We start from the raw sequence: 25621 nt of genomic DNA, 5'->3' as shown, positions 1-25621 counted from the left end.
CCGCCGCGGCGCAAACGGTCGCGAGCCCAGTCCCAGTCTGCTATCAGACGCTGAATCACAGGTCATTTCAGCTCATTGTGCCGACCGATCTGCGGGCAAAAGGGTGTTTACGTTACCCGTCGCTCGACCCTGTCACAGAACCGTCATTCGTCATCCCTAGCGTGCCCTCCCAGTTGCCGGGCCCCTTGCCCGGCGTTAGCGGACTCTTGGGGGAGGACCATCATGTACAAGCGCAGCAGTCCCGGGCTTGTCAGCTTTACCTTGACCGCGCTGGCCATGGCCATCGCCAGTGAACGCTTGAGCGCCGCCGAAACGGCCGCCACCGAGCACGTGCAAGTGGTAGGCCAGGCGGCCAGCATCGATCAGGCGCTCAAGGAGCAACGACGTTCGGACAGCATCGAAAGCGTGGTGCACGCCGACGGCGTGGCCCAGTTGCCGGACCAGAACGTTGCCGAGGCGGCGCAGCGCCTGCCGGGCATCAGCATCGAGCGCGACCAGGGCGAAGGGCGCTTTGTCAGCGTCCGCGGCCTGGGCCCGGACCTCAACAGCGTGACCATCAACGGCACCCTGGTGCCCTCGCCGGAAAGCGCGCGCCGCGCCGTGGCCCTGGATGTACTGCCCTCGGAGCTGGTGCAGTCGCTGTCGGTGATCAAGACCCTGACCCCGGACATGGACGCCAACTCCCTGGGCGGCACCGTGGACGTGAAAAGCCTCTCGGCCTTCGACCACAAGGGCCTGTTCTACAGCGGCAGCAGCGAGGCCAGCTACGACCAGAACACCCGCCAGACCAGCCCGAAATTCTCCGGCGCGGCGAGCAACCGCTTCAGCCTCGGCGACGGCGTCGACAACTTCGGCGTGGCCGCGGCCCTGAGCTGGCAGAAACGCGATTTCGGCTCCGACAACGTCGAGACCGGCGGCGCCTGGGACTTCGAACAAGGCGCCAAGCTGCAGGAATTCGAGCAGCGCGACTACGCCATCAGCCGCGAGCGTGCCGGTGGCGGCCTGAACTTCGACTACAAGCCCGACGACAGCAGCAGCTACTACTTGCGTACCCTGTACAGCCGCTACAAGGACAGCGAAACCCGCAACTCCACCAGCATCGAGTTCGCCGACCCCCTGGCCGCCGGGGAGCGCGGCGACGCCGAGGCCAAGCGCAAGCTCAAGCAGCGCGAGGAAACCCAGGAGATCCAGTCCTACGTGTTCGGCGGCGAGCGCCAGCTGGGCCTGTGGACCCTCAGCGGCCAGACCGGCTACAGCCGCTCCAGCGAAGACAGCCCGGCGCATATCGCCGGAGCCACCTTCAAGGGCAACAGCGATTTTTCCGACAGCGGCTTCTACGACAACGGCAAGCCGCGCCCGGTGATCGGCGCCGGTTTCTATGACCCGGCCAACTTCACCCTGGACAAGGTCGACTGGGAACAGCAGAAGACCACCGACACCGAGAAGAACCTGCGCCTGGACCTGGCCCGGGACTATGACTTGAGTGGCTACGCCGCGCAGTTCAAGTTCGGTGGCAAGCTCAGCCGGCGCAACAAGGACAACGACCTGGAAGCCTGGGTCTACAAGGACTTCGACACCCTGGGCTTTACCGACCAGCAGCTCAACCTCGGGCAGTTCCAGAAAGGCAGCGTGGACTATTCCCTCGGCCGCTTCGGCCCGGGCATCAGCGGCGGCGCCATCAAGCAACTGATCGGCGGCCTGAATCAGGCGGCCTTCTACGACGAGGAAGAATCCCGGGTCAACGACTTCAAGATCCGCGAAGACATCAACGCCGGCTACTTCATGAACACCCTGGACATCGACGACTGGCGCTTCATCGCCGGCCTGCGCTACGAGGGCACCGAGTTCGAGGCCAAGGGCACCGGGGTCACCGACGGCGCCTTCACCGCCACCGACACCCAACGCCGCTACCAGCACTGGCTGCCGGGGCTGCATGCGCGCTACCAGCTGGACAAGAACACCCAGCTGCGCGCGGCCTGGACCAAGAGCGTGGTGCGCCCGACCTTCGGCCAACTGGCCCCGGGCTTTGTCATCGACGGCGACGAGGCGACCTTCGGCAACCCCGACCTCAAGCCCCTGGAGTCGAGCAACCTGGACCTGGGCATCGAGCACTACATGGGCCGCGCCGGCAGCGTCTCGGCCTTCGTGTTCTACAAGGACATCCAGAACTTCGTCTACAACACCGACCTGGCCGGCACCGGCGCCTGGAGCGGGTTCTCCGAGGCGCACACCTTCGCCAACGGCGACAGCGCCAAGCTGTACGGCCTGGAACTGGCCTATTCGCAGAAATTCGACTGGCTGCCGGCGCCGTGGAACGGCCTGCTGCTGGGCGCCAACAGCACCTTCAGCCGCTCCAGCGCGAGCATCGAGGGCTTCGACCAGAAGGCCGGGGTCAACCGCAAGCGCGACATCGACCTGCCCAACCAGTCGGACACCGTGGGCAACCTGATGCTCGGCTGGGAAGACGACAAGCTCAGCCTGCGCCTGTCGGCCAACTACAAGTCGGCCTACCTCTATGAACTGGCCTCCATCAGCGACAAGGCCCACGACCTGCACGTGGACGCCCAGACCTTCGTCGACTTCAGCGCCAAGTACGCCCTGACCAAGCACCTGCAACTGAGTTTCGAGGCGCAGAACCTCACCGACCAGCCGTACTTCGTCTACACCGGCAACCGCTCCTACAACGCCCAGTACGAGGAATACGGCCCGACCTACAAGCTCGGCCTGACCTTCACCCATTTCTAAGTAGCGGGCCCTTGCCCGACAGCACACTCAAGGATTGTGATGAGCACTGTATTGACCGCAAGAAACCGCCTGCTGGGCCTGTGCATTGGCTTGACCGGTGGCGTCGCCTTGGCCAGCAGCATGGCCCTGGCCGCCCCCAGCGTGCCGGGCCTGAACCTCAAACCCTGGGCCGAGCAGACCTCGGGCGTCACCGGCCTGGGCTTTGTGCCTGCGGGCACGGGCACCGACCGGTTGCTGGCCAGTGAACGCGAAGGCCTGTTGCTGCTGGATGAACAGGGCCGTCAGCTGGCCCGCTTCAAGGGCTCGTTCAACGGCCTGGACAGCCGCGCCGCCGGCCAGCAAATGCTGGTGGCCAGCCTCGACAACCAGCGTCAGCAAGCGCTGCTGGTGAGCCTTGACCCGGCCACCCGCACCTGGGGCCAGCCGCTGTACCTGCCCACCCGGGACTACCCGGTCAACGGCCTGTGTCTGTACCGCGACGAGGCCAGCAACCTGTTCCTGTTCCTGGTGGGCGAGGAGGGCAAGGGCGAGCAATGGCTGGTGGGCCATGGCGCACAACTGAGCACCGAGCCGCAGCGGGTGCGTGGCTTGCCACTGCCGCCAGAGGCCAAGTTCTGCCAGGTGGACGACGCCGCCCAGCAACTGCTGGTCAATGAACAGAATGTCGGCTGGTGGGCCTACCCGGCCCATGCCGAAGCCGACACCCTGCGTCAGCCGGTGGCCCTACGCGCGCCTTTCGGCGAGATCAAGAAAAGCGCCGGGGCCATGGCCCTGGTGCCGGGTGGGGTGCTGGGCCTGGACCCGAAAGCCGCGCAACTGCACCTTTATCAGCAACAGGAAAAGGGCTGGGCCGCCCAGGCCACGCTGCCCCTGAGCGGCCTCAAGGAGCCGGAAAACATTGCCCTGCGTACCAGCGCCAAGGGCCTGCAGGTGCTTCTGCGTGACGATGAAGACGGGCGCCTGTACCAGGGCCAGTTGAACTGGCGGGCCACCCCGATGGCCTTGCCGCCGGTACTGCCCATCGTGCAGGCGGCGGTGCAGAGCGAGCCGGTGGGGCGCCAGGGCGATGCCGCTGATGATCCGGCGATCTGGGTCCACCCGCAGCAGCCGTCCCTGAGCCGAGTGCTGGGCACCAACAAGAAGCAGGGCCTGCTGGCCTACGACCTGCAGGGCAAGCTGCTGCAGGAACTGGCAGTGGGGCGTTTGAACAACGTCGACGTGCGCCCCAACTTCAAGCTCGGCGAGCAGGCCGTGGACCTGGCCGTGGCCAGCAATCGCGATCACAACAGCCTCAGCCTGTTCGCCATTGACCGCGCCAGCGGCGAGTTGCGCGAAGCCGGGGAGATCGCCACGCCGCTCAAGGACATCTACGGCATTTGCCTGTTCCAGCCCGCCAGCGGCGAGCTCTATGCCATTGCCAACGACAAGGACGGCACCTTCCTCCAGTACCGCCTGAGTGCACCGTCCGGCATTGCCCAGGGCGAGCTGGTGCGCCAGTTCAAGGTGGCCAGCCAGCCCGAGGGCTGTGTCGCCGATGACCAGCGCCAGCGGCTGTTCCTCGGTGAGGAGGATGTTGGCGTCTGGGCCCTGGACGCCCGGCCCGAGCAGCCGGCGACCCTGCACAGCGTGATCAAGGTCGGCGGCCTGTTGCAGGCCGATGTCGAGGGCCTGGCGCTGTATCAGAGCAGCGCTCGGGATTATCTGGTGATTTCCAGCCAGGGCAACGACAGCTACCTGGTGCTGGACGCCGAGCCACCGTACGCCTCCCATGGCGCGTTCCGGGTCAGCCTCAACGCCCAGGCGGGGATCGACGGCGCCTCGGAAACCGATGGCCTGGAAGTCACCTCGGCCAACCTCGGCGGGCCTTGGAGCCAGGGTTTGCTGGTGGTCCAGGACGGGCGAAAGCGCATGCCCGAGCAGACCCAGAACTTCAAGTTCGTGCCCTGGGCCGAGGTTACCCAGGCCCTGAAACTGCCCTGAGCCGGTTGTCATCACCCGGTCATTTGAATGTCATCGAATAGCCCCGCCAGCCCTGGCGGGCAGCCGAGAAGGAGTTTCACCATGCAGGCCACACTCGAACACATGAGCATCTGGGGGCTGATCAGCGATGCCAGTTTGTTGGTCAAGGCGGTCATGCTGACCTTGCTCCTGGCGTCCCTGCTCAGCTGGTACCTGATCATCCAGCGCGGCGCCGTGCTGCGCGCCTGTGAACGCCGCTGCAACACCTTCGTCCAACGCTTTCGCGCCGCGCCCGAGCTGCTGCCGCTGTACCGCGAAGTGGCCCCGCAGGCTGATGGCGAAGGCGGCGTGGAGCCGATCTTCGTCGCCGGCTACCAGGAATTTGGCCACCTGCGCGGCCAGTCCGGCGGTAACGGCGAAGGCGTGCTGGAAGGCGTGGAGCGGGCCCTGTACGTGGCCATCAGCGAACAGGAAACCCGCTTGGAACAAGGCCTGCAGTTTCTCGCCACGGTGGGTTCGGTGAGCCCCTATATCGGCCTGTTCGGCACCGTATGGGGGATCATGAATTCCTTCCTCGGCTTGTCCCAGGTGCAACAGGCGACCCTGTCCACCGTGGCCCCGGGCATCGCCGAGGCGCTGATCGCCACCGCCATCGGCCTGTTCGCGGCGATTCCCGCGGTGATCGCCTACAACCGCTTCTCGGCCCGCAGCCAGACCCTGCTGACCCGCTACTACGCCTTTGGCAACGAACTGCAGGTGCGCCTGCACCGCACCTTGCAGGGCACCCCGAGCCACTTGGCCGTGGCGGCCTGAGAGAAGGAGCAAGCCGATGTTAGTCAGGCCGCAACGCAAGCACGGACCCAAGGCGGAAATGAACGTGGTGCCCTACATCGATGTGATGCTGGTGCTGCTGGTGATCTTCATGGTCACCGCGCCGATGCTCACCCAGGGGGTGAAGATCGAATTGCCCAAGGTCGCCAGCGAGGCCCTGGCCACCGACAGCCGCCAGCAGATCCTCACTCTGTCGGTGAAAGCCGAGGGTGGTTACTACTGGAACCTGGGCAGCGAACTGGACACTCGGCACCAGACCGACAGCGCCGTGGACCTGGAGCAGATGCGCGCCAAGGTGGCCCAGGTGATTGCCCAGCGCGGCGATACCCAGGTGTACATCCGCGCCGATCAGGACGCCGCCTATTCCAGCGTGGTGGCGGCCATGGCGGCGTTGCAGCAGGGCGGGGTGCACAACCTGGGGCTGGTGACCGAGGCCCCGCAATGACGGCGATGATCATGCACAACCCCACCGCGATGCCCCTGCGGCCCGAGGCATCCGGCTTCTGGCGCAACAGCCTGGCGGCCAGCCTGGCCCTGGCCCTGCACGCCGGAGTGCTGGTGGCGCTGGTGCTGGGCTGGTCGGTGGACAAACCGCAGGTCGAGGCGCCGGCGGTACTGACCACCCAACTGGTGATGCTGGCGCCGCCTGCCGCCCCCGCGGAACCGCTGCCGGCGCTGGCCGAGGTGGCGCCGCCGCCACCGCCACTGCCACTGCCCGCGGCTGCGCCGGAGCCGGTCAGGCCCCGGGTAGACCCCCAGGTGCAGGCGCAGAAGCTGGAGCAGGCGGCCCTGGCGCGCAAGCGGGTGGAAGACAAGAAACGTGAGCAGCTGCAAGAGCAGCAGCGCCAGCAGCGCGAGCGCCTGGAGGCCGAGCAGCGCCAGCGCGATACCGAGCAACGTGTGGCCCAGGAACAAGCACAGGCCCAGCGCGCCGAACAGTCGCGGCTGGCCGCCGAGCGCGCGCGCCGGCAGGCGGCCCAGGCGGCGGCCGACAGTCGCCAGTACCAGCCCCTGAGCAAGGAGGCCCCGGACTACCCGCAACGGGCCCTGGACAAGAACCTGGAAGGCGACTGCACCGTGGAATACAGCGTCAATCCCCAGGGGCGGGTGGAGAACCCCAGGGTCATCGACGGTTGCCATCCGCTGTTCATGCGCCCGTCCCTGGCGGCGGTGGCGACTTTCCGTTACCAGCCACGGCTGATCGATGGCCAGGCGGTGACGGTGCCGGCGGTGCGCAACACCTTCCACTATCGGATCCAGTAAGGCGCGGGGGCGGCGTGCGTCCGTTACCGTCCAGGCAGCCTCCTGGCGGACCGACTCAGCTCCCTTGGCTGGCCGACCCTGCACCCTTGGCTGGCCGCCAATGCCCTCAACCCCAGGGGGCGGGTGTCTTAGTGTTGCTCAATAGGGGCCGCCTCTGTTGTCGGGGCGGGCCCTTTGCCCTGGCCGCACTGAGGACCACCGATGCCCACTGTCACCCCCGCCTGTTCGCGCCCGTTGCGGCGTCCCTCTTGCCTGCTGATTCGCAGCGCCCTGGGCCTGTTTCTGGGCCTGCTGCTGAGCGCTTGCGGCGAGGCTGAACCGCCTGCCGCCGTGCGCCTCGACGCTGCGCCACTCGACGCTGCGCGTCTGAGCCCGGCCGACCCGGCCCTGGCCCAGGTCTACGCCAGCAGCTGCCAGCTGTGCCACGCCAACCCGGCCTCCGGTGCGCCCCTGGCCGGCGACGCCAAGGCCTGGGCCCCGCGCCTGGCCCAGGGCGCCGATACCCTGCTCGATCACAGCATCAACGGCTACCAGGGCATGCCCCCCATGGGCCTGTGCATGCAGTGCAGCGAAGCGCAGTTCCTGGCCCTGATCAGCTTCATGTCCGGCCATTCATTCCAATAAAAAGACAAGGTCTTCGTTTATGCACATGCACCTCTCTCGACGCCGGCTGCTGCAAGGCGCCGGCGCCCTCGGCGCCTTCGGCGCGCTGTGCAGCAACCCGCTGCTGGCCGAGCTGGCCCGGCCCCCGCGGCTGATCCCTTGGCGCAATTGGTCCGGCGCGCAAAGCTGCCTGCCCGCAGCGCGGCTGGCGCCCAAGGACCTGGATGAGTTGCGCCAGTCGATCCGCCAGGCCCCGGGCAAGATCCGCCCAGTGGGCTCCGGCCACTCCTTCAGCGCCCTGGTGCCCACCGACGGCACCTTGCTGTCCCTGGCCTATTTCAATGGCCTGCTGGCCCACGATCCGCAGACCCTGCAAGCCGAGTTCGCCGCCGGCACGCCGATGTCGCTGATGGGCCCGGCCCTCAAGGAGGTGGGGCAGGCGTTGTGGAACATGGCGGATATCGACTACCAGACCCTGGCCGGGGCGATTTCCACTTCGACCCACGGCACCGGGATCGGCTTTGGCTCCTATTCGTCCCAGGTCTGCGGGCTGCAACTAGTGACCGCCAGCGGCGAGGTGCTGGACTGCGATCCCCAGCGCAACGCCGAGGTGTTCCACGTCGCCCGGGTGTCCCTCGGGGCACTGGGGGTGGCGACCCGGGTGCGCCTGCAGAACCGCGCCGCCTATCGCCTGCGGGAAAAACAATGGATCGCCAGGACCGATGAACTGCTGGAAGACATGGCCAACAACCTTCGCGACAACCAGCACTGGGAAATGCTCGTGGTCACCCATTCCGACTACGCCCTGGCGGTGGCCCTGAATGAGACCGACGACCCGGCGACCCCACCCAGGGACCCGGCCGAGGAGGGCGGCAACGAGTTCGTCAGCCTGATCGAGAACCTCGACAAGTACGTCAGCGACTTCCCCGACACTCGCCGCCACCTGCTCAACAGCCTGCGCTGGCTGGCCCGGTTCGATGAGCGGGTGGGGGATTCCTATCAGGTCTACGCCAATGTGCGCAGCGTGCGTTTCAACGAGATGGAGTACTCGGTGCCGGCGCACCTGGGGCCGCAGTGCCTGCGGGAGATCCTGGCGCTGATCCGCGACAAGGACCTGCGCACCTGGTTTCCCATCGAGTACCGCTACGTCAAGGCCGACGACATTCCCCTGAGCATGTTCGAGGGGCGCGACAGTTGCTCGATCTCGGTGCATCAGCACTACAGCATGGATCACCACAACTTCTTCGCCGCGGTGGAGCCGATCTTCTGGAAGTACCAGGGGCGTCCGCACTGGGGCAAGCACCACAGCCTCAATGCCCGCACCCTGCAGGGGCTGTACCCGCAATGGTCGGCCTTCGCCAAGGTGCGTCAGGCGCTGGACCCGCAAGGCAAATTCATCAACGCCCACCTGGCCTCGGTGCTGGGTGTGGCGTGAACAGGAGATCAGACCCATGAACCGTCGTCATTTCATGGCCGGCACCCTGGGGGCCGGTGTGTTGCTGGCCGGTGTCGGTGCCTGGCTGCGGCCCGGCGACCGGGGAGCGCCCTACAGCCCGTATTTCGCCGAACTCAATCGCGAGCTCAAGGCCAACGGGCCGATGCAGCCGGTGATGCTGATCGACCTGGATCGCCTGGACCACAACATCGATGTGGTCATGCAATCGGTGCAGCGCGGCGGCAAGCACCTGCGCCTGGTGGAAAAATCCCTGCCGTCGCCGGGGCTCCTGGCCTATATCGCCCAGCGTGCCGGCACCCGGCGCCTGATGTCCTTCCACCAGCCGTTTCTCAACCATGACGCCGAGGTGTTTGCCGACGCCGATATCCTCCTGGGCAAACCCTTGCCGATCCGCGCCGCCGAGCGCTTCTACCAGCAGCTCAAGGGCCCGTTCGACCCGCGCCGGCAACTGCAATGGCTGCTCGATACCCCCGAACGCCTGCAGCAATACCTGGGGCTGGCCCAAGGCCTGGGCACGCGGATGCGCATCAACATCGAGCTGGATGTGGGGCTGCACCGTGGCGGCGTGGCGGACCACGCCGTGCTCGGGCGGATGCTGGCGCTGATCAGCGCCAACCCCCGGCACCTGGAGTTTGCCGGGTTCATGGGCTACGACCCCTTTGTCGACATGGGCGTACCGGGGATTCTCGGGTCGCCGCAAAGCCTGTTCGATAAGGTCATGCAGCGCTACAACGGCTTTGCCGATTTCACCCGTCAGCAGTACCCGGCGCTGTGGCAGGCCGAGCTGACCCTGAACACCGCCGGCAGCCCCAGCTATCGCCGGCACGAGCAGGAACGCCTGAGCAGCGAGGTCTCGGTGGGCACTGCGCTGCTCAAGCCCAGTCACTACGACCTGCCCTCCCTGGAGCAGCATGTGCCGGCTGCCTTTATCGCCACCCCGGTGCTCAAGAGCACCGGGCCGGTGCGGATTCCGGCCCTGGACGACCAGTCGCGGCTGTTGTCCTGGTGGGACCGCAACCAGCGCCAGACCTTCTTCATCTATGGCGGCCACTGGCTGGCGGATTTCGAATCGCCGGCGGGCTTGCAGAGCAACCAGCTGTTCGGTCGCAGCTCCAACCAGGAGATGGTCAACGGCTCCCGCGCCGTGGGCCTGCAGGTGGACGACCAGGTCTTCCTGCGTCCGCAGCAGAGCGAAGCGGTGCTCCTGCAATTTGGCGACCTGCTGGCGCTGCGCGGCGGGCGCATCGTCGAACGCTGGCCGGTGTACTGATCCCACGCCCTGTAGCCGCTGCCGAGCTTTGGCGAGGCTGCGCAAAGGCCCGCAGGGCCTTGCTTGGCGATCTCCCGCCGAACCCGTAGCGGCTTCAAGTCTGCCGCGGGTTTCACAGGGCAAAAGGAATGCTCAGCTTGGCCCAGAGCATGTCGCCCTCGGGGCGGTTTTCCACGTCGAATTCCTTGGCCCAGCGAATTTCCGCGCTGGCGTATTCAAGAAAGCGCAGGTGCAGCGCCGGGCCGATGGCGAACACTTGCCCGCGCACCCCGTCACTCACGTCCTCGCCCATGAAGGTCACGGTCTTGCCGTATTGCTTGTCGTCGCTGGTCTGCTTCAGGTAGTAGCCGTTGAGCCCCAGGCTCAGGTTGTCGGTCAGGCGGTAGCTGGCCGAGTAGTCGAAGTGCAAGATCTGCCCGGAACGGTAGTCGGTGGCGTGGTTTTCCCGGTTGAAGCTGTAGGTGGTCTTGAACGACAGCTCGGTGCGTTCGCTGGGCAGCCAGGTCATGGAGAACAGCGGCTTGTAGGTGGTGAAGTTGTTGCTGGTGTTGGCCAGCCGCTCGGCATCGTATTGGCCCGTGGGCAGGGTCACTTCCACGGCCGCGCCCAGGGTCAGGCTGGGCCCCAGGTCCCAGAGAATGATCGGCGCGAAGGTGGTGTCGCCCATGCTTTCGCGGCGGTCGCTCTGGCCGTACAGCGACACCTGTTGGCGCAGGTAGGGCTGGGCCACGTAGCCCCCCAGGCGGCCGCCGAAGACCCGCAGCGGGCTCAGGTAATCCAGGCGCGGGATGATCGCGTCGGAGGTGATCTTGACTTCCTGCACCTTGCCGCCAAAGGCGCTGATGTCGAGCTTCTTGGCCTGGTAGTGGTTGTAGTAGAGGTTGAAGGCGAACATGTGTTCCGGGAGCTGGTCGGGGCTCAGGGGCAGCACGTAGAAGCCGTCGGTGCCGGGGCCGATGTTGTCGACCCCGGATTCGCTGGCCAGGGCATTCAGGCTGGCGCAGGCGGCCAGGGCTATGCCCAGGTGCAGGGGCAGAGAGCGAGTGAGGCGGGTCGGGTGCATGGTTGGGCTCATTCTTATTGTTAGTGAGGAACGCGGCGGCAGGCGCGCCGCAGGCCCCATAGAAATAAGCCTTGGGCCGGGCGTGGGGCAGGGTATTGGCGGACAGGGAGGGGAACTTTGTCGGACAGGCCGCAATGCTTTGTTACATTCCTCCGTAAAACCCCGTGGGACGGGATATGCTGCAGCGGTCGGTGATGCCTTGGCACCGGCCGTAGCAGACAATAAAAACAGCCGCTCAAGCGGCCCGGAAGCCGATACCCATGCACATCAAAGCCGTCGATCCCCACGACCAGTTGGCCCTGGTTTCACCCTTCCTGTTGCAGACCCTGGCGGACGTCGCCACTGACAAAGGGATCAGCGCCGAACGCCTGTGTCGCGGCCTGGGCTTCACCCTGGAAGACCTGCAGGACCCGACCCTGCGCATCTCCTACCGCCAGGCGGTGGCGATGATCGAGCGCGCTCTGGCGGCGCTGCCCCAGCAAGGCCTGGGGCTCTGGGTCGGCAGTCGCAATGTGCTGGGCACCCTGGGCTTGCTGGGGCATGCCCTGTCCCTGTGCCGGACCCTGGGGGACGCCTTCGAGCTGGGCATCCGTCATCAGCACACCTCTGGGACCATCGTCAGCGCCGATCTCGGGCGTCAGGGCCAGGAGTTCTTTGTCGAGTTGCAATGCCGCCTGCCCTACGGCGAGGTGCAGATCTTTGCTGCGGAAGAGTTCTTCGCCAGCCTGCTGATCTATGGCCGGGCCCTGCTGAGCAGGGATTTCCAGGCCCTGCGGGTTGAGTTCATGCATGCCGCGCCGGCCTACGCCGAGCTCTACGGGCAGTTGCTGGGCCCCCACGTCCGCTTCGGCTGCCTGCACGCGCGCATGGTGATCGAGGCCCGCTGGCTGCAGATGCCCTTGCCCAATCATCACCCGGTGGCCCTGCGCCAGGCCCTCAAGCTGCTGGAGCTGGAAAGCGCCCAGGTGCACCAGAAGATGGACCTGATCCAGGCGGTGGAGCGCGCCCTGAGCCGTGACCTGCGGGCCGGCAGCCATATCGAGCAGGTGGCGGGGGACCTGAACATGAGCGGGCGCACCCTGCGCCGGCGCCTGACCGAACACGGCCTGACCTTCGAAGCCCTGCTGGAGCGGGTGCGCCAGGCGCGGACCCTGAACCTCTTGGGCAACCCGGAGCTGTCCATCGAACGCATCACCGAAGAGGTGGGTTACAGCGACGTGCGCAGTTTCCGCCGGGCCTTCAAGCGCTGGACCGGGCTGAGCCCCAGCGCCTTTCGCGAAGAAGCGGCACTGCATTGAAGAGCGCCCCTGTAACCGCTGCCGAGCCTCGGCGAGGCTGCGCAAAGGCCCGCAGGGCCTTGCTTGGCGATCGCCCGTCGAGCCTCCAGCGGCCTTGAGAGGCTGGCGGCCCTTCGAGCCGTTCGCAGCCTGCGGCAGCGGCTACACAGATCCCGGCCCGGCATTTTCACCACGGCCTTGCATCGCCGCTGCGCGCCTGTCTGTATCGACGCTGACGCCGACAGCTCAGGGCGGTAAACTCGCGGCCTTTATTCAGGAGTTCCCATGAGTTACTACCAGCCCGGCATCCTCGCTGCACCCGTTCCGTCCCAGGCCCGTCACCTGTTCTTTGCCCTTGAGTCCATCGAGGCGTTGCCCCAGGCCCTTGACCAGTTGCTGGCACGGGTGGACGGCGCAACGGCGGTGGCAGGCTTTGGCGCCTCGCTGGTCAAGGCCCTGGGCGCTCGGGTGCAAGGGCTCAAGGCGTTTCCGGCGCTGACCGGCGTGGGCGTCGACAACCCTTCGACCCAGCACGCGCTGTGGGTCTGGCTGCACGGAGATGATCGCGGCGAGCTGCTGCACCGCAGCAACGAGCTGGAGGCCGCGCTGGCCCCGGCCTTTCGTCTGGTCGGCATGCAGGAAGCCTTCCGCCACAAGAGCGGTCACGACCTGACCGGTTATGAAGATGGCACCGAGAACCCTCATGAAGAGGCCGCCGTGGCCGCGGCGCTGGCCGAGGGTGAAGACGGCCTGCGCGGTGGCAGTTTTGCCGCGATCCAGCAGTGGCAGCACGACTTCAAGGGCTTTGCCGCGATGCACCAGCAAGAGCGCGACCACATCATCGGCCGGCGCCTGAGCGATAACGAAGAACTGGACGATGCCCCGGAATCGGCCCACGTCAAGCGCACTGCCCAGGAAAGCTTCACCCCGGAGGCCTTCATGGTGCGCCGTTCGATGCCCTGGATCGAAGGTGGCAAGGGCGGCCTGATGTTCCTCGCCTTCGGTCACAGCCTGAACGCCTTCGAAGTCCAGCTGCGGCGCATGAGCGGCCTGGAAGACGGCATCGTCGACGGCCTGTACCGCATGAGCCGGCCGATCACCGGTGGCTACTACTGGTGCCCGCCGCTGCACAACGGTCAGCTCGATCTGCGCGCGCTGCAAGCGCCGAAATGAACACCGAGGTCGGGTCGCTGCCCACCGTACGCTGGGGCATGATCGGTTGCGGCAGTGTCACCGAGCGCAAGAGCGGCCCGGCCTTCTACAAGGTTCCGGGTTCGACGCTGGTGGCGGTGATGGGCCGCCGCCCCGAGGCGGTGCGCGACTATGCGCAGCGCCACGGCATTGCCCGCTGGTACACCGATGCACAGGCCCTGATCGACGACCCCGAGGTGGACGCGGTGTACATCGCCACGCCCCCCGACAGCCATTACGCCTACAGCCTGCAAGTGGCCGCCGCCGGCAAGCATTGCTGCGTGGAAAAGCCCATGGCCCTGCATGCCGGGCAAAGCCTGGCCATGCAGCAGGCCTTCGAGCAGGCCGGACTGCACTTGTTCGTGGCCTATTACCGGCGTTCCCTGCCGCGTTTCCGGCAGGTGCGGCAATGGCTGGCGGACGGGCGCATCGGTGAGGTCCGGCACCTGCACTGGAGCCTGAGCAAGGCCGCTTCCGAGGCCGACCGCAGCGGCGCGGCCAACTGGCGGACCGACCCACAGATTGCCGGTGGCGGTTATTTCGCCGATTTGGCCAGCCATGGCTTGGACCTGTTCCAGTACCTGCTGGGGGACATCGTCGAGGTGGCCGGCATCAGCTCTCGCCAGGCCGGGCTGTATGCCGCCGAGGATGCAGTCAGCGCCAGCTGGCGCTTCGCTTGCGGGGCCCTGGGCAGCGGCGCATGGAACTTCGTCGCCGACCGCCGGGTGGACCGCGTGGAGATCATCGGCAGCCAGGGGCGCATCAGCTTTTCCGTGTTCGACGAGCATCCGTTGCAACTTGAAGCCGAAGAGACCCTGAGCCTGGTCATCGACAACCCCGTGCACATCCAGTGGCATCACGTGCAGGGCATGAACGCCCATATTCGCGGCCAGACCCGGCACCCGGCCCTGGCCAGCGAAGCCCTGAAGACCGATTGGGTGATGGACCAGATTCTGCAGCGCGGCTGATCCCGGGGCGTCCGCCTTTCGGGCCTCTTCGCCGGCAAGCCGGCTCCTGCGCAGGCGCCGATCATTGGGCAGGCAGGTGCAACTGAACGTCCATGGCGTCATGCAGCAACCTGACCACTTCGATCAGGCTCTCATCGATCACTCGATAAAACAGGACATGTCGTGGTTTCTTGACCTGGGCTTGAGGGTGCCGGGAGTGTTGGCGGGGATAAACAGGTGGTAGCTGCGAAGGCCCGTTGCGATGTCGTCACGCTCATGGTTGCCAACGTGCTGTGGGTTGCTGGCGAGATCGTGCAGGGCTCGCAGGATCAAGGCCTGATAGCGGACCTGGGCCGCTTCGCCAAAGTGTCTTTGGGAAAACCGCAGTGCGTCGACGATGTCGGTTCGGGCTGCATTGGAGATCCGCTACTGGACCCTCTCAGTGTTGCTCTTGATCCGTGGCGACCGCTTCCCGTCCCAGCTCATCCAGGTATTGCTGCAGGTTTTCTTCCCGCACCTGGCTGAAGCGTCCTTGTTGCAGGTCCGCGATACCGATCGCAGTGGCTTGGCGCAATGCCTCGATTTTCGCCGCGTCCTCGGCAACCCGTTGTTCCAGCAGACGCAAACCTTCGCGCATGACCTCGCTGGCGTTCTGATAGCGACCGGATTTGACCAGGTTGTTGATGAGCTGCTCTTGGTGGGCGGTGAGGACAACGTTTCGCGTTGGCATGTCGTGCTCCTGGGCTGGGCGTGTGAGGAAGGACGTTGGCTGGCGGCCGGATTCAGCCGTGAAGGGTGTTTGACGACCGCTGGCTGCGGGCGTTCATCGACTTCTACGCTGGTTTCTCGCGGGACTGATTGGCGGTTCTTGTCAGATAAATCCGAGAGGAGTACAAATGTACTCCATGACGACTTTATCTCCCCGCCGCAGTGCCATCCTGACCTTTATCCGCGAACGCATCGCCGATCACGGCCAGCCCCCGAGCCTCGCTGAAATCAGCGAGGCGTTCGGTTTTGCCTCGCGCAGCGTGGCGCGCAAGCATGTGCTGGCGCTGACCGAGGCCGGGTTTATCGAGGTCAACCCCCATCAGGCCCGGGGCATTCGCCTGCTCAATCAGCCGCGGCGCCCGGAGCTGCTGGAGATCCCGGTGCTGGGGCGGGTGGCCGCCGGTGCGCCGATTGGCGTCGATGCCGAAATACACGGTCAGTTGTGGCTGGACCCGGGGATGTTCTCCCGCACTCCGGATTACCTGCTGCGGGTCCAGGGCGATTCGATGATCGATGACGGCATCCTCGACGGCGATCTGGTGGCGGTGCGCCGCAGCAGTGAGGTGCGCAACGGCCAGACGGTGATCGCCCGCCTGGACGGCGAGGTCACCATCAAGCGTTTCGAGCGCAAGGGGCAGGGCATTCGCCTGTTGCCGCGCAACCCGGCCTATCAGCCGATCGAGGTTACCGACGACCACGAACTGTTTATCGAAGGTGTGTTCTGCGGTCTGGTGAGGCCAGGCTGATGGGCGCCGTGGTCGCACTGGATACCCTGTTCAATGGCGGACGGGTATGGAAAGGCCGCCCGGCGGCTGCGCCGGTCAGCCTGCACCCGACGGGGCATGCTGCTTTGGATGCGGTGCTGCCCACGGGCGGCTGGCCGGAGGCGGCGCTGACGGAAATTCTCATTGCCGCCCAGGGCCTGGGCGAGCTGCAGTTGCTGTGGCCGAGCCTGGCGCGGCTGACCATGGCGGGGGAGCGGGTGGTGCTGGTGGCGCCACCGTTCGTGCCCTATCCCCAGGCCTGGCAGAACGCCGGGGTGGATGTGCGCCAGCTGTCGATCATCCAGGCCGGGGAGCGCGATGCCCTGTGGGCCGCCGAGCAATGCCTGCGTTCCGGCAGTTGCGGCGCGGTGCTGTGCTGGCCGCAACAAGTCGACGACCGCGCCCTGCGGCGCTTGCAGGTGGCGGCGGAAAGCGGCCAGACCCTGGCCTTCGCCTACCGGCCCCTGGACGCCGCGCACAACCCGTCGCCGGCGGCCTTGAGGATCAGCGTGCAGGGCCGCCCTGTGCAGTTGCGGGTGCTCAAGTGCCGGGGCGGACTGGCCCATCCGGCGCCTATTGCCTGGCCCGCCGGGCACTGAGGTTGGCATGCGTTGGGTGTGCATTCTGTTCCCGCAATTGGCGCTGGACGCGGTGTTGCGTCAGCGCGCCGAACCCGAGGCGCCCCTGGCGCTGCTCAGTGGCACCCCGCAGCGTCGAGTGATCCAGGCGGTGAATGGCGCCGCCCGCGAGCTGGGCCTGCGCCCCGGGCAATCGCTGACCGCTGCCCAGGCCCTGACCAAGGCTTTTGCCAGCGCCGAATACGACCCGCAGCAGATCGAGCACTGGCAGCAGTTTCTGGCCGCCTGGGCCTACGGTTTCAGCTCCCAGGTCAGCGTTGCCTACCCCCGTACCCTGGTGCTGGAGATCGAGTCCAGCCTGGGCCTGTTCGGCCCCTGGCCGCAGTTGGAGGCGCGCCTGCGCCGGGAGTTGCAGGCCCTGGGCTTTCGTCATCGCATCGTCGCCGCGCCCAACCCGGCGGCGGCCCGGGTCCTGGCCAATGCCTATGACGGCTTGGCGGTGGCCGACTGCGCGGCCCTGGTCCAGGCCCTGGGGGCCATGCCCATCGAGCGCCTGGGCCTGGCCCCGGAGCAGGCCACGGCCCTGTCGCGCATGGGGGTGCGCAGCTTCGAGCAACTGCGCGAGCTGCCCCGGTCCAGTCTGGCCCGGCGTTTTGACGGCCGCTTGCTCAAGCACCTGGACACCTTGCTCGGCGAGCGTCCGCTGGGGCTGGCGTTCTATCAGCCGCCGGATCGTTTCGACCTGCGCATCGAGCTGAATTTCGATGTGCTGTCTCATCAGGCGCTGCTGTTCCCCTTGCGTCGGCTGACCGCCGATCTGGCGGCCTTTCTCTGTGGCCGCGACAGCGGGGTGCAGCGTTTCGCCCTGCACCTGGAACATGCCGAAGGTGCCGACACCCTGATCCCGGTGGGGTTGCTCAGTGCCGAGCGCGATCCGGCGATGCTGTTTGAACTGGCCCGCGGACGCCTGGAGCAGATCCAGGTGCCGGCGCCGGTGCGCAACCTGCGGCTGGTGGCCGAGGACTTGCCGCTGTTCGTGCCCCAGCACACTGAACTGTTCGATCCGCGTCCGCAGCAGAACCTGCCCTGGGAGCAGTTGCGCGAACGCCTGCGGGCGCGCCTGGGGGATGACGCGGTGCAGGGCCTGGGGCATCGCGCCGATCACCGGCCGGAGCGCAGTTGGCAGCCCCAGACTGATCCGCGCCCCTGTCCGGCCAGCCCCGGGTTGCGCCGTCCTGGCTGGCTGTTCACTGAACCCCAGGCCCTGAACGAAGGCAGCGTGCGGATTCTCATGGGCCCGGAGCGCATCGAGTCCGGCTGGTGGGACGGCGCCGATGTGCGCCGCGACTATTACCTGATCGAAACCTGCGCCGGCCAGCAGGGCTGGGCCTATCGTCAGGTCGGCGAGCCCGGGCCCTTGCTCCTGCAAGGCTGGTTCGCATGAGGGCTTACGCCGAGCTGCACTGCCTGTCCAACTTCAGTTTCCAGCGCGGAGCTTCCAGCGCCCAGGAACTGTTCCAGCGCGCCAAGGCCCTGGACTATCAGGCCCTGGCGATCACCGATGAATGCACCCTGGCGGGGATTGTCCGGGCCTGGCAGGCCTCACGCGATACCGGCCTCAAGCTGATCATCGGCAGCGAAATGCAGGTCGAGGACGGCCCGCGGCTGGTGCTGCTGGTGGAGGATCTGGCGGGCTACCAGGGCCTGTGCCGGTTGATCACCCGGGCCCGGCGCCGGGCCGAGAAGGGCAGCTATCGCCTGCTGCGCGAAGACTTTGCCGAACCGCTGCCGGGGCTACTGGCCCTGTGGCTGGCGGACGATGGCCCGGCGCCGGACCACGGCCACTGGCTGCGCCAGATATTCCCCGAGCGCCTGTGGCTGGCGCTGGAACTGCATTGCGGCCAGGACGATGCCCAGCGCCTGCAACAGCGGCTGGCCCTGGCTGCGCAATGGGGGCTGCCGGCCGTGGCCTGTGGCGATGTGCACATGCATGTGCGTGGGCGCCGGGCGCTGCAGGACACCATGACCGCGATCCGCCATCACCTGCCGGTGGCCGAGGCCGGGCAGCGGCTGTTCGCCAATGGCGAGCGTCACCTGCGGCCCATCGAAGTGCTGCAAGGGCTGTATCCCCAAACCCTGCTCGACGAGTCGCTGACCATCGCCGGGCGTTGCGCTTTCGACCTCGGCCAACTGCGCTACCAATACCCCCGGGAGCTGGTGCCCGAGGGGCATGACGCCGGGTCCTGGCTGCGGGTGCTGACCCAGCGCGGCATTCTGCGCCGCTGGCCGGCCGGGGCTCGGGCCGAGGTGCTGAAGCAGATCGACAAGGAGCTCACGCTGATTTGCGACCTGGGCTACGAGAGTTATTTCCTCACCGTGCACGACATCGTCGATTTTGCCCGGCGCCAGCACATTCTCTGCCAGGGCCGGGGTTCGGCGGCCAACTCGGTGGTGTGTTTCGCCCTCGGTATCACCGAGATCGATCCGGACCGCTCGACCCTGTTGTTCGAGCGCTTCCTGTCCAGGGAACGCAACGAGCCGCCGGACATCGACGTCGATTTCGAGCACGAGCGCCGCGAAGAGGTGCTGCAGTACGTGTTCCAGCGTTACGGCCGGCACCGCGCGGCGCTGACCGCGGTGGTCAGCACCTACCACGGTGCCGGGGCGGTGCGCGATGTGGCCAAGGCCCTGGGCCTGCCGCCGGATCAGGTCAATGCCCTGGCCGACTGCTGCGGCCATTGGAGCGATACGCCGCCCAGTGTCGAGCGCCTGCAGGAGGCCGGGTTCGACCCCGAGAGCCCGGTGCTGCGCCGGGTCCTGAGCCTGACTGGGCAATTGATCGGCTTTCCCCGGCACCTGTCCCAGCACCCCGGCGGCTTCGTGATTTCCGAGCAGCCCCTGGACCATCTGGTGCCAGTGGAAAACGCGACGATGGCCGAGCGCACGGTGATCCAGTGGGACAAGGACGACCTGGACATGGTCGGCCTGCTCAAGGTGGACATCCTGGCCCTGGGCATGCTCAGCGCCATCCGCCGTTGCTTCGACCTGATCCACGGCTACCGTGGCCAGCGCTACAGCCTCACCAGCATTCCGGCCGAAGACCCGGCCACTTACCAGATGATCGGCCGCGCCGACACCATTGGCGTGTTCCAGATCGAGTCCCGGGCGCAGATGTCGATGTTGCCCCGGCTCAAGCCGCAGAACTTCTATGACCTGGTGATCGAGGTGGCCATCGTCCGCCCCGGGCCGATCCAGGGTGGCATGGTGCATCCCTACCTGCGTCGGCGTAACCGTGAAGAGCCGGAGACGTATCCGTCGCCGAAGTTGGAAGCGGTGCTCAAGCGAACTCTGGGCGTGCCGCTGTTTCAGGAGCAGGTGATGCAGATCGCCATTGTCGCTGCCGACTACACCCCGGGGGAGGCCGACCAGTTGCGCCGTTCCATGGCCGCCTGGAAGCGCCATGGCGGCCTGGAGCCGCACCGCGAGCGGTTGCGCAAAGGCATGCGCAAGAACGGTTACAGCGACGAGTTCGCGGCGCAGATCTTCGAGCAGATCAAGGGCTTTGGCAGCTACGGCTTTCCCGAATCCCATGCCGCCAGTTTTGCCTTGCTGACCTACGCCAGTTGCTGGCTCAAGTGCCACGAACCGGCGGCCTTCGCCTGCGCCCTGATCAACAGCTGGCCGATGGGTTTCTACAGTCCGGATCAAATCCTCCAGGACGCCCGGCGCCACGGTCTGCAGATCCTGCCGGTGGATGTGAGCGCCAGTGACTGGGACTGCAGCCTGGAGCCGCTTTCTGTCCAACCCGGACGCGCTGAAAAGGGCCTGTCCGGGCAGCCGGCCGTGCGCCTGGGGCTGCGCATGATCAAGGGCTTTCGCCAGGAGGACGGCCAACGCATCGAGAGCGCACGCCGGCAGCGGGGCTTTGTCGATATTGCCGACCTGGCCGAGCGCGCCCGGCTCGATGTCCGCGCCCAGGAGCTGCTGGCGGATGCCGGCGCCTTGCGGGCGCTGGCCGGGGATCGCTACCGGGCACGCTGGGAAGTGGCCGGGGTGGAGAAGCAACTGGGGCTGTTTGCCGAGCTGCCACGCCAGGAGGAAGCCCCGGTGAACCTGCCCCGGCCCAGCGTCGGCGAAGACTTGCAGGCCGATTACCACAGCCTCGGCACCACCCTGGGGCCCCATCCTTTGGCGCTGCTGCGCGCGCAGCTCAAGGCCCGGCGCTGCCGCAGTTCCCGGGAACTGCTGGAGGTGGAGCACGGGCGTTCGGTGAGCGTGGCCGGGCTGGTCACCGGACGCCAGCGCCCGGGCACTGCCAGCGGGGTGACCTTCGTCACCCTGGAAGATGAGTTCGGCAACGTCAATGTAGTGGTCTGGCGCGACCTGGCCGAACGCCAGCGTCGGGTGCTGGTGGGTTCGCAGTTGCTTAAGGTCGACGGCACCCTGGAAACCGTGGGTGAAGTGCGCCACCTGATTGCCGGGCGCCTGACGGATCTGAGCCCGTTGCTGGATGGCATCAGCGTGCGCAGTCGGGACTTTCGCTGACTGCCGCCGAGCCTCTAGCGGTCTCAAGACTTTGCGTCTCCTATGGAGCCGTTCGCAGCCTGCGGCAGCGGCTACAAAAGCCTGGCTCGGCACTGACCTGTAGCCGCTGCCGAGCTTTGGCGAGGCTGCGCAAAGGCCCGCAGGGCCTTGCTTGGCAATCTGCCGCCGAGCCTCTAGCGATCTCAGGACTTTGCGTCTCCTACGGAGCCGTTCGCAGCCTGCGGCAGCGGCTACAAAAGCCTGGCTCGGCACTGACCTGTAGCCGCTGCCGAGCTTTGGCGAGGCTGCGCAAAGGCCCGTAGGGCCTTGCTTGGCGATCTGCCGCCGGGCCTCTAGCGATCTCAGGACTTTGCGTCTCCTGCGGAGCCGTTCGCAGTCTGCGGCAGCGGCGACACAGATCCCGGCCCGAGGTTTTGCGAGCGATCACAGGTGGACGCTAATGATTTTTTATTCCTTTTCGGCCTGATGGCGCTTTGGCATAATCGCCGCCGATGATGCCCCCTGCATCAAGTTTCAGAACGTCCCGCCGATGCTTTTCGAGCCCGCACAGACTGGGGCCAGAGACTTACGGCAGGGCGAAAGTGCATCTACACGGTGCACCCAAATGGATACTCAAAAAGGAACCTAGAGTGAGAGTGATCTCGAAGTTGATGTTGTCCGCTGCAGCACTGGCGGTGCTGACGGGCATGAGCGGTTGCGCCACTGAAAGCTCCCGCGCCTTGCCGGTGGAAAAGGTCCAGAGCGCCAGCCAGGTGTGGACCGGGGCCCGGGTGCCGATGGCGGTGGGCAAGTTCGATAACCGTTCCAGCTACATGCGCGGGATTTTCTCCGACGGCGTCGACCGCCTCGGCGGTCAGGCCAAGACCATCCTCATCACCCATCTGCAGCAGACCAACCGTTTCAACGTGCTGGACCGCGACAACATGGGCGAGATCCAGCAGGAAGCGGCGATCAAGGGCCAGGCGCAGAAACTCAAGGGCGCAGATTTCGTGGTCACCGGCGACGTCACCGAGTTCGGTCGCAAGGAAACCGGCGACCACCAGCTGTTCGGTATTCTCGGCCGCGGCAAGACCCAGGTGGCCTACGCCAAGGTGGCGTTGAACATCGTCAATATCAGCACTTCCGAAGTGGTGTATTCGACCCAGGGCGCCGGCGAGTACGCCCTGTCCAACCGTGAAGTGATCGGCTTTGGCGGCACCGCTTCCTACGACTCGACCCTCAACGGCAAGGTGCTGGACCTGGCCATGCGCGAGGCGGTCAACCGCATGGTCGAAGCCATCGATACCGGGGCCTGGAAACCCGGCCGCTGATCAATATTGCTGACAGGGAGACGTAAGCATGTTCAAGACCATCACCGCGCGGCCACTGCTGGCCGGCGCCTTGCTGGGCAGCGTTTTGCTGGCCGGTTGCAGCGGGCCGAAGACGCTGTACCAGTGGGAAACCTATCAGGCCCAGACCTACGAATACTTCAAGGGCGAGGAAGCCCGCGAGGCCCAGGTCGAGGCGCTGGAGCGCGACCTGCAGAAGATCAAGTCCACCGGCAAGGCGGTGCCGCCGGGTTACCACGCTCACCTGGGCATGCTCTACGCGGGCCTGGGCAAGGATGACCAGATGGTGCAGCAGTTCAATACCGAGAAGGCGCTGTTCCCCGAGTCCGCCTCGTACATGGACTTTCTGTTGAAGAACGCCAAGCAGGGAGCCGCCCAATGAACTTCACCACCTTGCGCAACCTCCTGGGCCTGTTGAGCGTCAGCCTGCTGGTGGGCTGCGCCGCGCCCAAGACCGTGGACTATTCGGCCTACAAGCAGGCCCGGCCGAAGTCGATCCTGGTGCTGCCGCCGCTCAATGAGTCGCCGGACGTCAAGGCCACCTACAGCATGCTGTCCCAGGTGACCTTTCCCCTGGCCGAAGCCGGTTACTACGTGATGCCGATTGCCGTGGTTGATGAAACCTTCCGCCACAACGGCCTGACCAACCCGGCGGACATCCATGGCCTGTCGCCGGCCAAGCTCAACCAGATCTTCGGTGCCGACGCCGGGCTGTACATCACGGTCAAGGAATACGGCACCAGCTACATGCTGATCAGCAGCGAGACCGTGGTCACCGCCAGCGCCACCCTGGTGGACCTCAAGACCGGCACCACCCTATGGACCGGCAGCGCTCGCGCCTCCAGCGAGGAAGGCAACAGCGGCAACAGCGGCGGCCTGGTGGGCATGCTGATCACTGCCGCGGTGAAGCAGATCATCAACACCTCCACCGACGCCGGGCACCCGATCGCCGGCATCACCAGCCAGCGCCTGCTGTCGGCCGGGCAACGCACCGGTCTGCTGTACGGTCCGCGCTCGCCGAAATACGGCACCGACTGAGGTCCTTGCGGGCGGGCAATCCGCCCATTGTCTGGGAGGCGCTTGCTGGCGTCCTCCTGGACTGGCCGGGATCGCCTATCCTGTCTCTTCAGTGCTGTTGAACCGGGCGTGTCCAGGTTTTCCGGTCCAGGGCTGAAAACCGTGAAACCATCCGCCCGGGCCGTGCTCAAAGGCTCTGGAGGCTGTGCGCAACCTCTTGAAAACCCATGCTGTATCACGTTTTTCGTAGAGTCCGTTCATGCCGTTCTTATCAGATCATCACGGGTGCCAGGGGTGGAAAGGCGAGATGGCCGAACGCATCCGTGCCTTCGACTGGTCCGTCACCAGCCTGGGTTCATTGCAGCACTGGAGCCATAGCCTGCGCAGCACGGTGCAACTGATGCTCGGCTCGCCGGTGCCGATGGTGATGCTCTGGGGGCCGCTGGGCTACATGATCTACAACGATGCCTACGCGGTGTTCGCTGGCGGGCGCCACCCTTATCTGCTGGGCTGCGCGGTGGAGCTGGGCTGGCCGGAAGTGGCCGAGTTCAATCGCGGCGTGATGAACACCTGCCTCAGTGGCGGCACCTTGTCCTACCGCAACAAGGAACTGGTGCTGCTGCGCAACGGCGAACCGGAAAACGTCTGGCTGGACCTCTACTACAGCCCGGTGGCCGGTGACGACCAGGCACCCGCCGGGGTCATTGCCATCGTCGTGGAAACCACCGCCCATGTGATTTCCGAGCAGCGCCGGCAGGCCGCCGAAGATGATCTGCGGCAAATGACCCGCAACCTTGAGCAGCGTGTGCTGGAGGAGGTCAATGCACGGCTGAGCGCCGAGGAGCAGTTGCGTCAAGCGCAGAAGCTTGAAGCCATTGGCGGCCTCACCGGTGGCGTGGCCCATGACTTCAATAACCTGCTGCAAGTGATTTCCGGCAACCTGCACCTGCTTGCCCGCCATGAGCCGGACAACGCCAATGTGCAGCGCCGTACCGGAGCCGCACTGGCGGCGGTGGAGCGCGGGGCCAAGCTGTCGGCCCAACTGTTGGCCTTTGCCCGGCGCCAGCCGTTGTCGCCGGCGATCTACAACCCGCGCCATCTGTACGAGGGGCTGGGTGAACTGCTGCAGCGCGCCCTGGGTGAAACCATTGCTATCAAGGTGCAACTGCCCGACCAACCCTGGTGCATCCATGTGGACCGCAATCAGTTGGAAAACGCCGTGCTCAACCTGGCAATCAATGCCCGGGACGCCATGGGTGGCGAGGGCACCATCAGCATAAGCGCGGAGAATCTGCTGCTGGACCGCAGCTTCTGTACCGGCAAGGACATCAACCCCGGCGAGTACCTGCGCCTGACCGTGGCCGACAGCGGCAGCGGCATGTCCCCTGAAGTGCTCAAGCAGGCTTTCGAGCCGTTTTTCACCACCAAGTCCGACGGCCATGGCACTGGCCTGGGCCTGAGCATGGTGTTTGGGTTCGTCAAGCAGAGCGGCGGCCATATCGACATCCTCAGCTTTCCCGGGCAAGGCACCCGGGTGCAGATGTATTTCGCCCGCAGTGTCGCTCAGGAGGCCCAGCGTGCATCGGCCTGCCCGGCGCGTGGGCCAACAGGGCAGGAACGCATCCTGGTGGTGGAGGACAACGCCGATGTGCGCAGCGCGGCGGTGGAAATGCTCAAGCACGAGGGCTACTGGGTGCGTACCGCGGCCAATGGCGATGCCGCCATGCAATTGCTGATGGCAGGGCTCAAGGTCGATCTGATCTTCACCGACGTGGTGATGCCCGGCCGGATCAAGAGCACCGACCTGGCCACCTGGGCCAGGACCCAGGCACCGCCGATTGCGGTGCTGTTCACCTCGGGGCACACCCGGGACATGATTTCGCGCAATCATCAGCTCAGCCCGGACACTCATCTGTTGAGCAAGCCTTACGGCCCCGAGGACCTGAGCGCCATGGTGCGCTCCTTGCTGGGGGCCTGAGTCCTTTCCGCGCCGCCGCTTCAGGGCTTGCCCCGGCA

The 25621-nt window shown here is 66.1% G+C and carries 21 protein-coding genes and 1 pseudogene; 19 read left to right on the top strand and 3 right to left on the bottom strand.

The annotated features are described in order from the left end of the window. The first annotated feature begins 222 nt into the window (after positions 1 to 222). From KHO49_RS18495 to KHO49_RS18460, 8 genes are all read left to right on the top strand, one after another. On the top strand, positions 223 to 2745 hold the full coding sequence (locus KHO49_RS18495) for a TonB-dependent receptor (RefSeq protein WP_110596662.1): 2523 nt from the start codon (positions 223 to 225) through the stop codon (positions 2743 to 2745). 39 nt (positions 2746 to 2784) lie between these two features. After that, on the top strand, positions 2785 to 4725 hold the full coding sequence (locus tag KHO49_RS18490) for a phytase (protein WP_110596663.1): 1941 nt from the start codon (positions 2785 to 2787) through the stop codon (positions 4723 to 4725). A gap of 81 nt (positions 4726 to 4806) precedes the next feature. Continuing rightward, positions 4807 to 5517 (top strand): protein TolQ, encoded by a 711-nt coding sequence (tolQ, locus tag KHO49_RS18485; RefSeq protein WP_102881598.1) that lies wholly within the window; start codon positions 4807 to 4809, stop codon positions 5515 to 5517. Between the two features lie 16 nt (positions 5518 to 5533). Continuing rightward, the gene (gene tolR, locus KHO49_RS18480) at positions 5534 to 5980 is read left to right on the top strand and encodes a protein TolR (protein WP_102881597.1); all 447 of its coding nucleotides are present in this window, start codon (positions 5534 to 5536) and stop codon (positions 5978 to 5980) included. Further along, positions 5977 to 6798, top strand: a complete 822-nt coding sequence (locus tag KHO49_RS18475; RefSeq protein WP_102881596.1) for an energy transducer TonB — start codon at positions 5977 to 5979, stop codon at positions 6796 to 6798. The genes tolR and KHO49_RS18475 overlap by 4 nt, the downstream gene beginning before the upstream one ends. A 201-nt stretch (positions 6799 to 6999) precedes the next feature. Beyond that, the gene (locus KHO49_RS18470; protein ID WP_249735683.1) at positions 7000 to 7422 is read left to right on the top strand and encodes a c-type cytochrome; all 423 of its coding nucleotides are present in this window, start codon (positions 7000 to 7002) and stop codon (positions 7420 to 7422) included. Between the two features lie 85 nt (positions 7423 to 7507). Beyond that, a complete protein-coding gene (locus tag KHO49_RS18465) occupies positions 7508 to 8836 on the top strand; it encodes a D-arabinono-1,4-lactone oxidase (RefSeq protein ID WP_213665983.1) in 1329 nt (442 codons plus the stop codon). Between the two features lie 85 nt (positions 8837 to 8921). Beyond that, positions 8922 to 10127 (top strand): DSD1 family PLP-dependent enzyme, encoded by a 1206-nt coding sequence (locus KHO49_RS18460; RefSeq protein WP_213665982.1) that lies wholly within the window; start codon positions 8922 to 8924, stop codon positions 10125 to 10127. A 112-nt stretch (positions 10128 to 10239) separates the two neighbouring features. On the opposite strand, the gene KHO49_RS18455 is transcribed toward KHO49_RS18460, so the two are convergent. Further along, positions 10240 to 11190, bottom strand: a complete 951-nt coding sequence (locus KHO49_RS18455; RefSeq protein ID WP_213665597.1) for a SphA family protein — start codon at positions 11188 to 11190, stop codon at positions 10240 to 10242. Between the two features lie 260 nt (positions 11191 to 11450). Here KHO49_RS18455 and KHO49_RS18450 point away from each other — a divergent pair, with 260 nt between their 5' ends. The 3 genes from KHO49_RS18450 (at position 11451) to KHO49_RS18440 (ending at position 14626) form a co-directional block, all read left to right on the top strand. Beyond that, positions 11451 to 12488 carry an AraC family transcriptional regulator gene (locus tag KHO49_RS18450; protein WP_102881593.1) on the top strand — a complete coding sequence of 346 codons (1038 nt, stop codon included), beginning with the start codon at positions 11451 to 11453 and terminating at the stop codon, positions 12486 to 12488. 264 nt (positions 12489 to 12752) lie between these two features. Beyond that, positions 12753 to 13640, top strand: coding sequence for a Dyp-type peroxidase (locus KHO49_RS18445; protein ID WP_213665596.1), 888 nt, complete (start codon positions 12753 to 12755; stop codon positions 13638 to 13640). Positions 13641 to 13657: 17 nt separating this feature from the next. Beyond that, complete coding sequence (locus KHO49_RS18440) at positions 13658 to 14626, top strand: Gfo/Idh/MocA family protein (RefSeq protein WP_213665981.1); 969 nt, start codon at positions 13658 to 13660, stop codon at positions 14624 to 14626. Positions 14627 to 14687: 61 nt separating this feature from the next. Here the strand turns inward: KHO49_RS18440 and KHO49_RS18435 are convergent. Both KHO49_RS18435 and KHO49_RS18430 read right to left on the bottom strand, forming a co-directional pair. Then, positions 14688 to 15028 (bottom strand): annotated as a pseudogene (locus tag KHO49_RS18435) (type II toxin-antitoxin system RelE/ParE family toxin). 16 nt (positions 15029 to 15044) lie between these two features. Beyond that, the gene (locus KHO49_RS18430; RefSeq protein WP_213665595.1) at positions 15045 to 15335 is read right to left on the bottom strand and encodes a type II toxin-antitoxin system ParD family antitoxin; all 291 of its coding nucleotides are present in this window, start codon (positions 15333 to 15335) and stop codon (positions 15045 to 15047) included. 166 nt (positions 15336 to 15501) lie between these two features. On the opposite strand from KHO49_RS18430, the gene lexA reads away from it, so the two are divergent. The 8 genes from lexA to KHO49_RS18390 all read left to right on the top strand — a co-directional run bounded on the left by lexA (position 15502) and on the right by KHO49_RS18390 (position 25583). Then, positions 15502 to 16119 carry a transcriptional repressor LexA gene (gene lexA / locus KHO49_RS18425; RefSeq protein WP_102881589.1) on the top strand — a complete coding sequence of 206 codons (618 nt, stop codon included), beginning with the start codon at positions 15502 to 15504 and terminating at the stop codon, positions 16117 to 16119. Beyond that, a complete protein-coding gene (imuA, locus tag KHO49_RS18420) occupies positions 16119 to 16736 on the top strand; it encodes a translesion DNA synthesis-associated protein ImuA (RefSeq protein WP_110596669.1) in 618 nt (205 codons plus the stop codon). Before lexA ends, imuA begins: the two co-directional genes overlap by 1 nt. 7 nt (positions 16737 to 16743) lie before the next feature. Continuing rightward, a complete protein-coding gene (locus tag KHO49_RS18415) occupies positions 16744 to 18159 on the top strand; it encodes a Y-family DNA polymerase (protein ID WP_213665594.1) in 1416 nt (471 codons plus the stop codon). Further along, positions 18156 to 21260 (top strand): error-prone DNA polymerase, encoded by a 3105-nt coding sequence (locus tag KHO49_RS18410; RefSeq protein ID WP_213665593.1) that lies wholly within the window; start codon positions 18156 to 18158, stop codon positions 21258 to 21260. The genes KHO49_RS18415 and KHO49_RS18410 overlap by 4 nt, the downstream gene beginning before the upstream one ends. A 650-nt stretch (positions 21261 to 21910) precedes the next feature. Next, positions 21911 to 22570: a CsgG/HfaB family protein gene (locus tag KHO49_RS18405; protein WP_110596672.1), complete on the top strand. Its 660-nt coding sequence runs from the start codon at positions 21911 to 21913 to the stop codon at positions 22568 to 22570. A gap of 28 nt (positions 22571 to 22598) precedes the next feature. Continuing rightward, complete coding sequence (locus KHO49_RS18400; protein ID WP_102881584.1) at positions 22599 to 22970, top strand: DUF4810 domain-containing protein; 372 nt, start codon at positions 22599 to 22601, stop codon at positions 22968 to 22970. Then, complete coding sequence (locus KHO49_RS18395; protein WP_102864846.1) at positions 22967 to 23626, top strand: DUF799 domain-containing protein; 660 nt, start codon at positions 22967 to 22969, stop codon at positions 23624 to 23626. Before KHO49_RS18400 ends, KHO49_RS18395 begins: the two co-directional genes overlap by 4 nt. Positions 23627 to 23864: 238 nt before the next feature. After that, the gene (locus KHO49_RS18390) at positions 23865 to 25583 is read left to right on the top strand and encodes an ATP-binding protein (RefSeq protein ID WP_213665592.1); all 1719 of its coding nucleotides are present in this window, start codon (positions 23865 to 23867) and stop codon (positions 25581 to 25583) included. Positions 25584 to 25621 lie beyond the last annotated feature (38 nt).

Origin of the sequence: Pseudomonas sp. RC4D1 (assembly GCF_018390395.1) — a bacterium.
In the GTDB taxonomy this organism is placed as follows: Bacteria; Pseudomonadota; Gammaproteobacteria; order Pseudomonadales; family Pseudomonadaceae; genus Aquipseudomonas; species Aquipseudomonas danubii.
The sequence above is the reverse complement of the archived record's forward strand: the minus strand, read 5'-3'. Positions and strand labels throughout refer to the sequence as shown.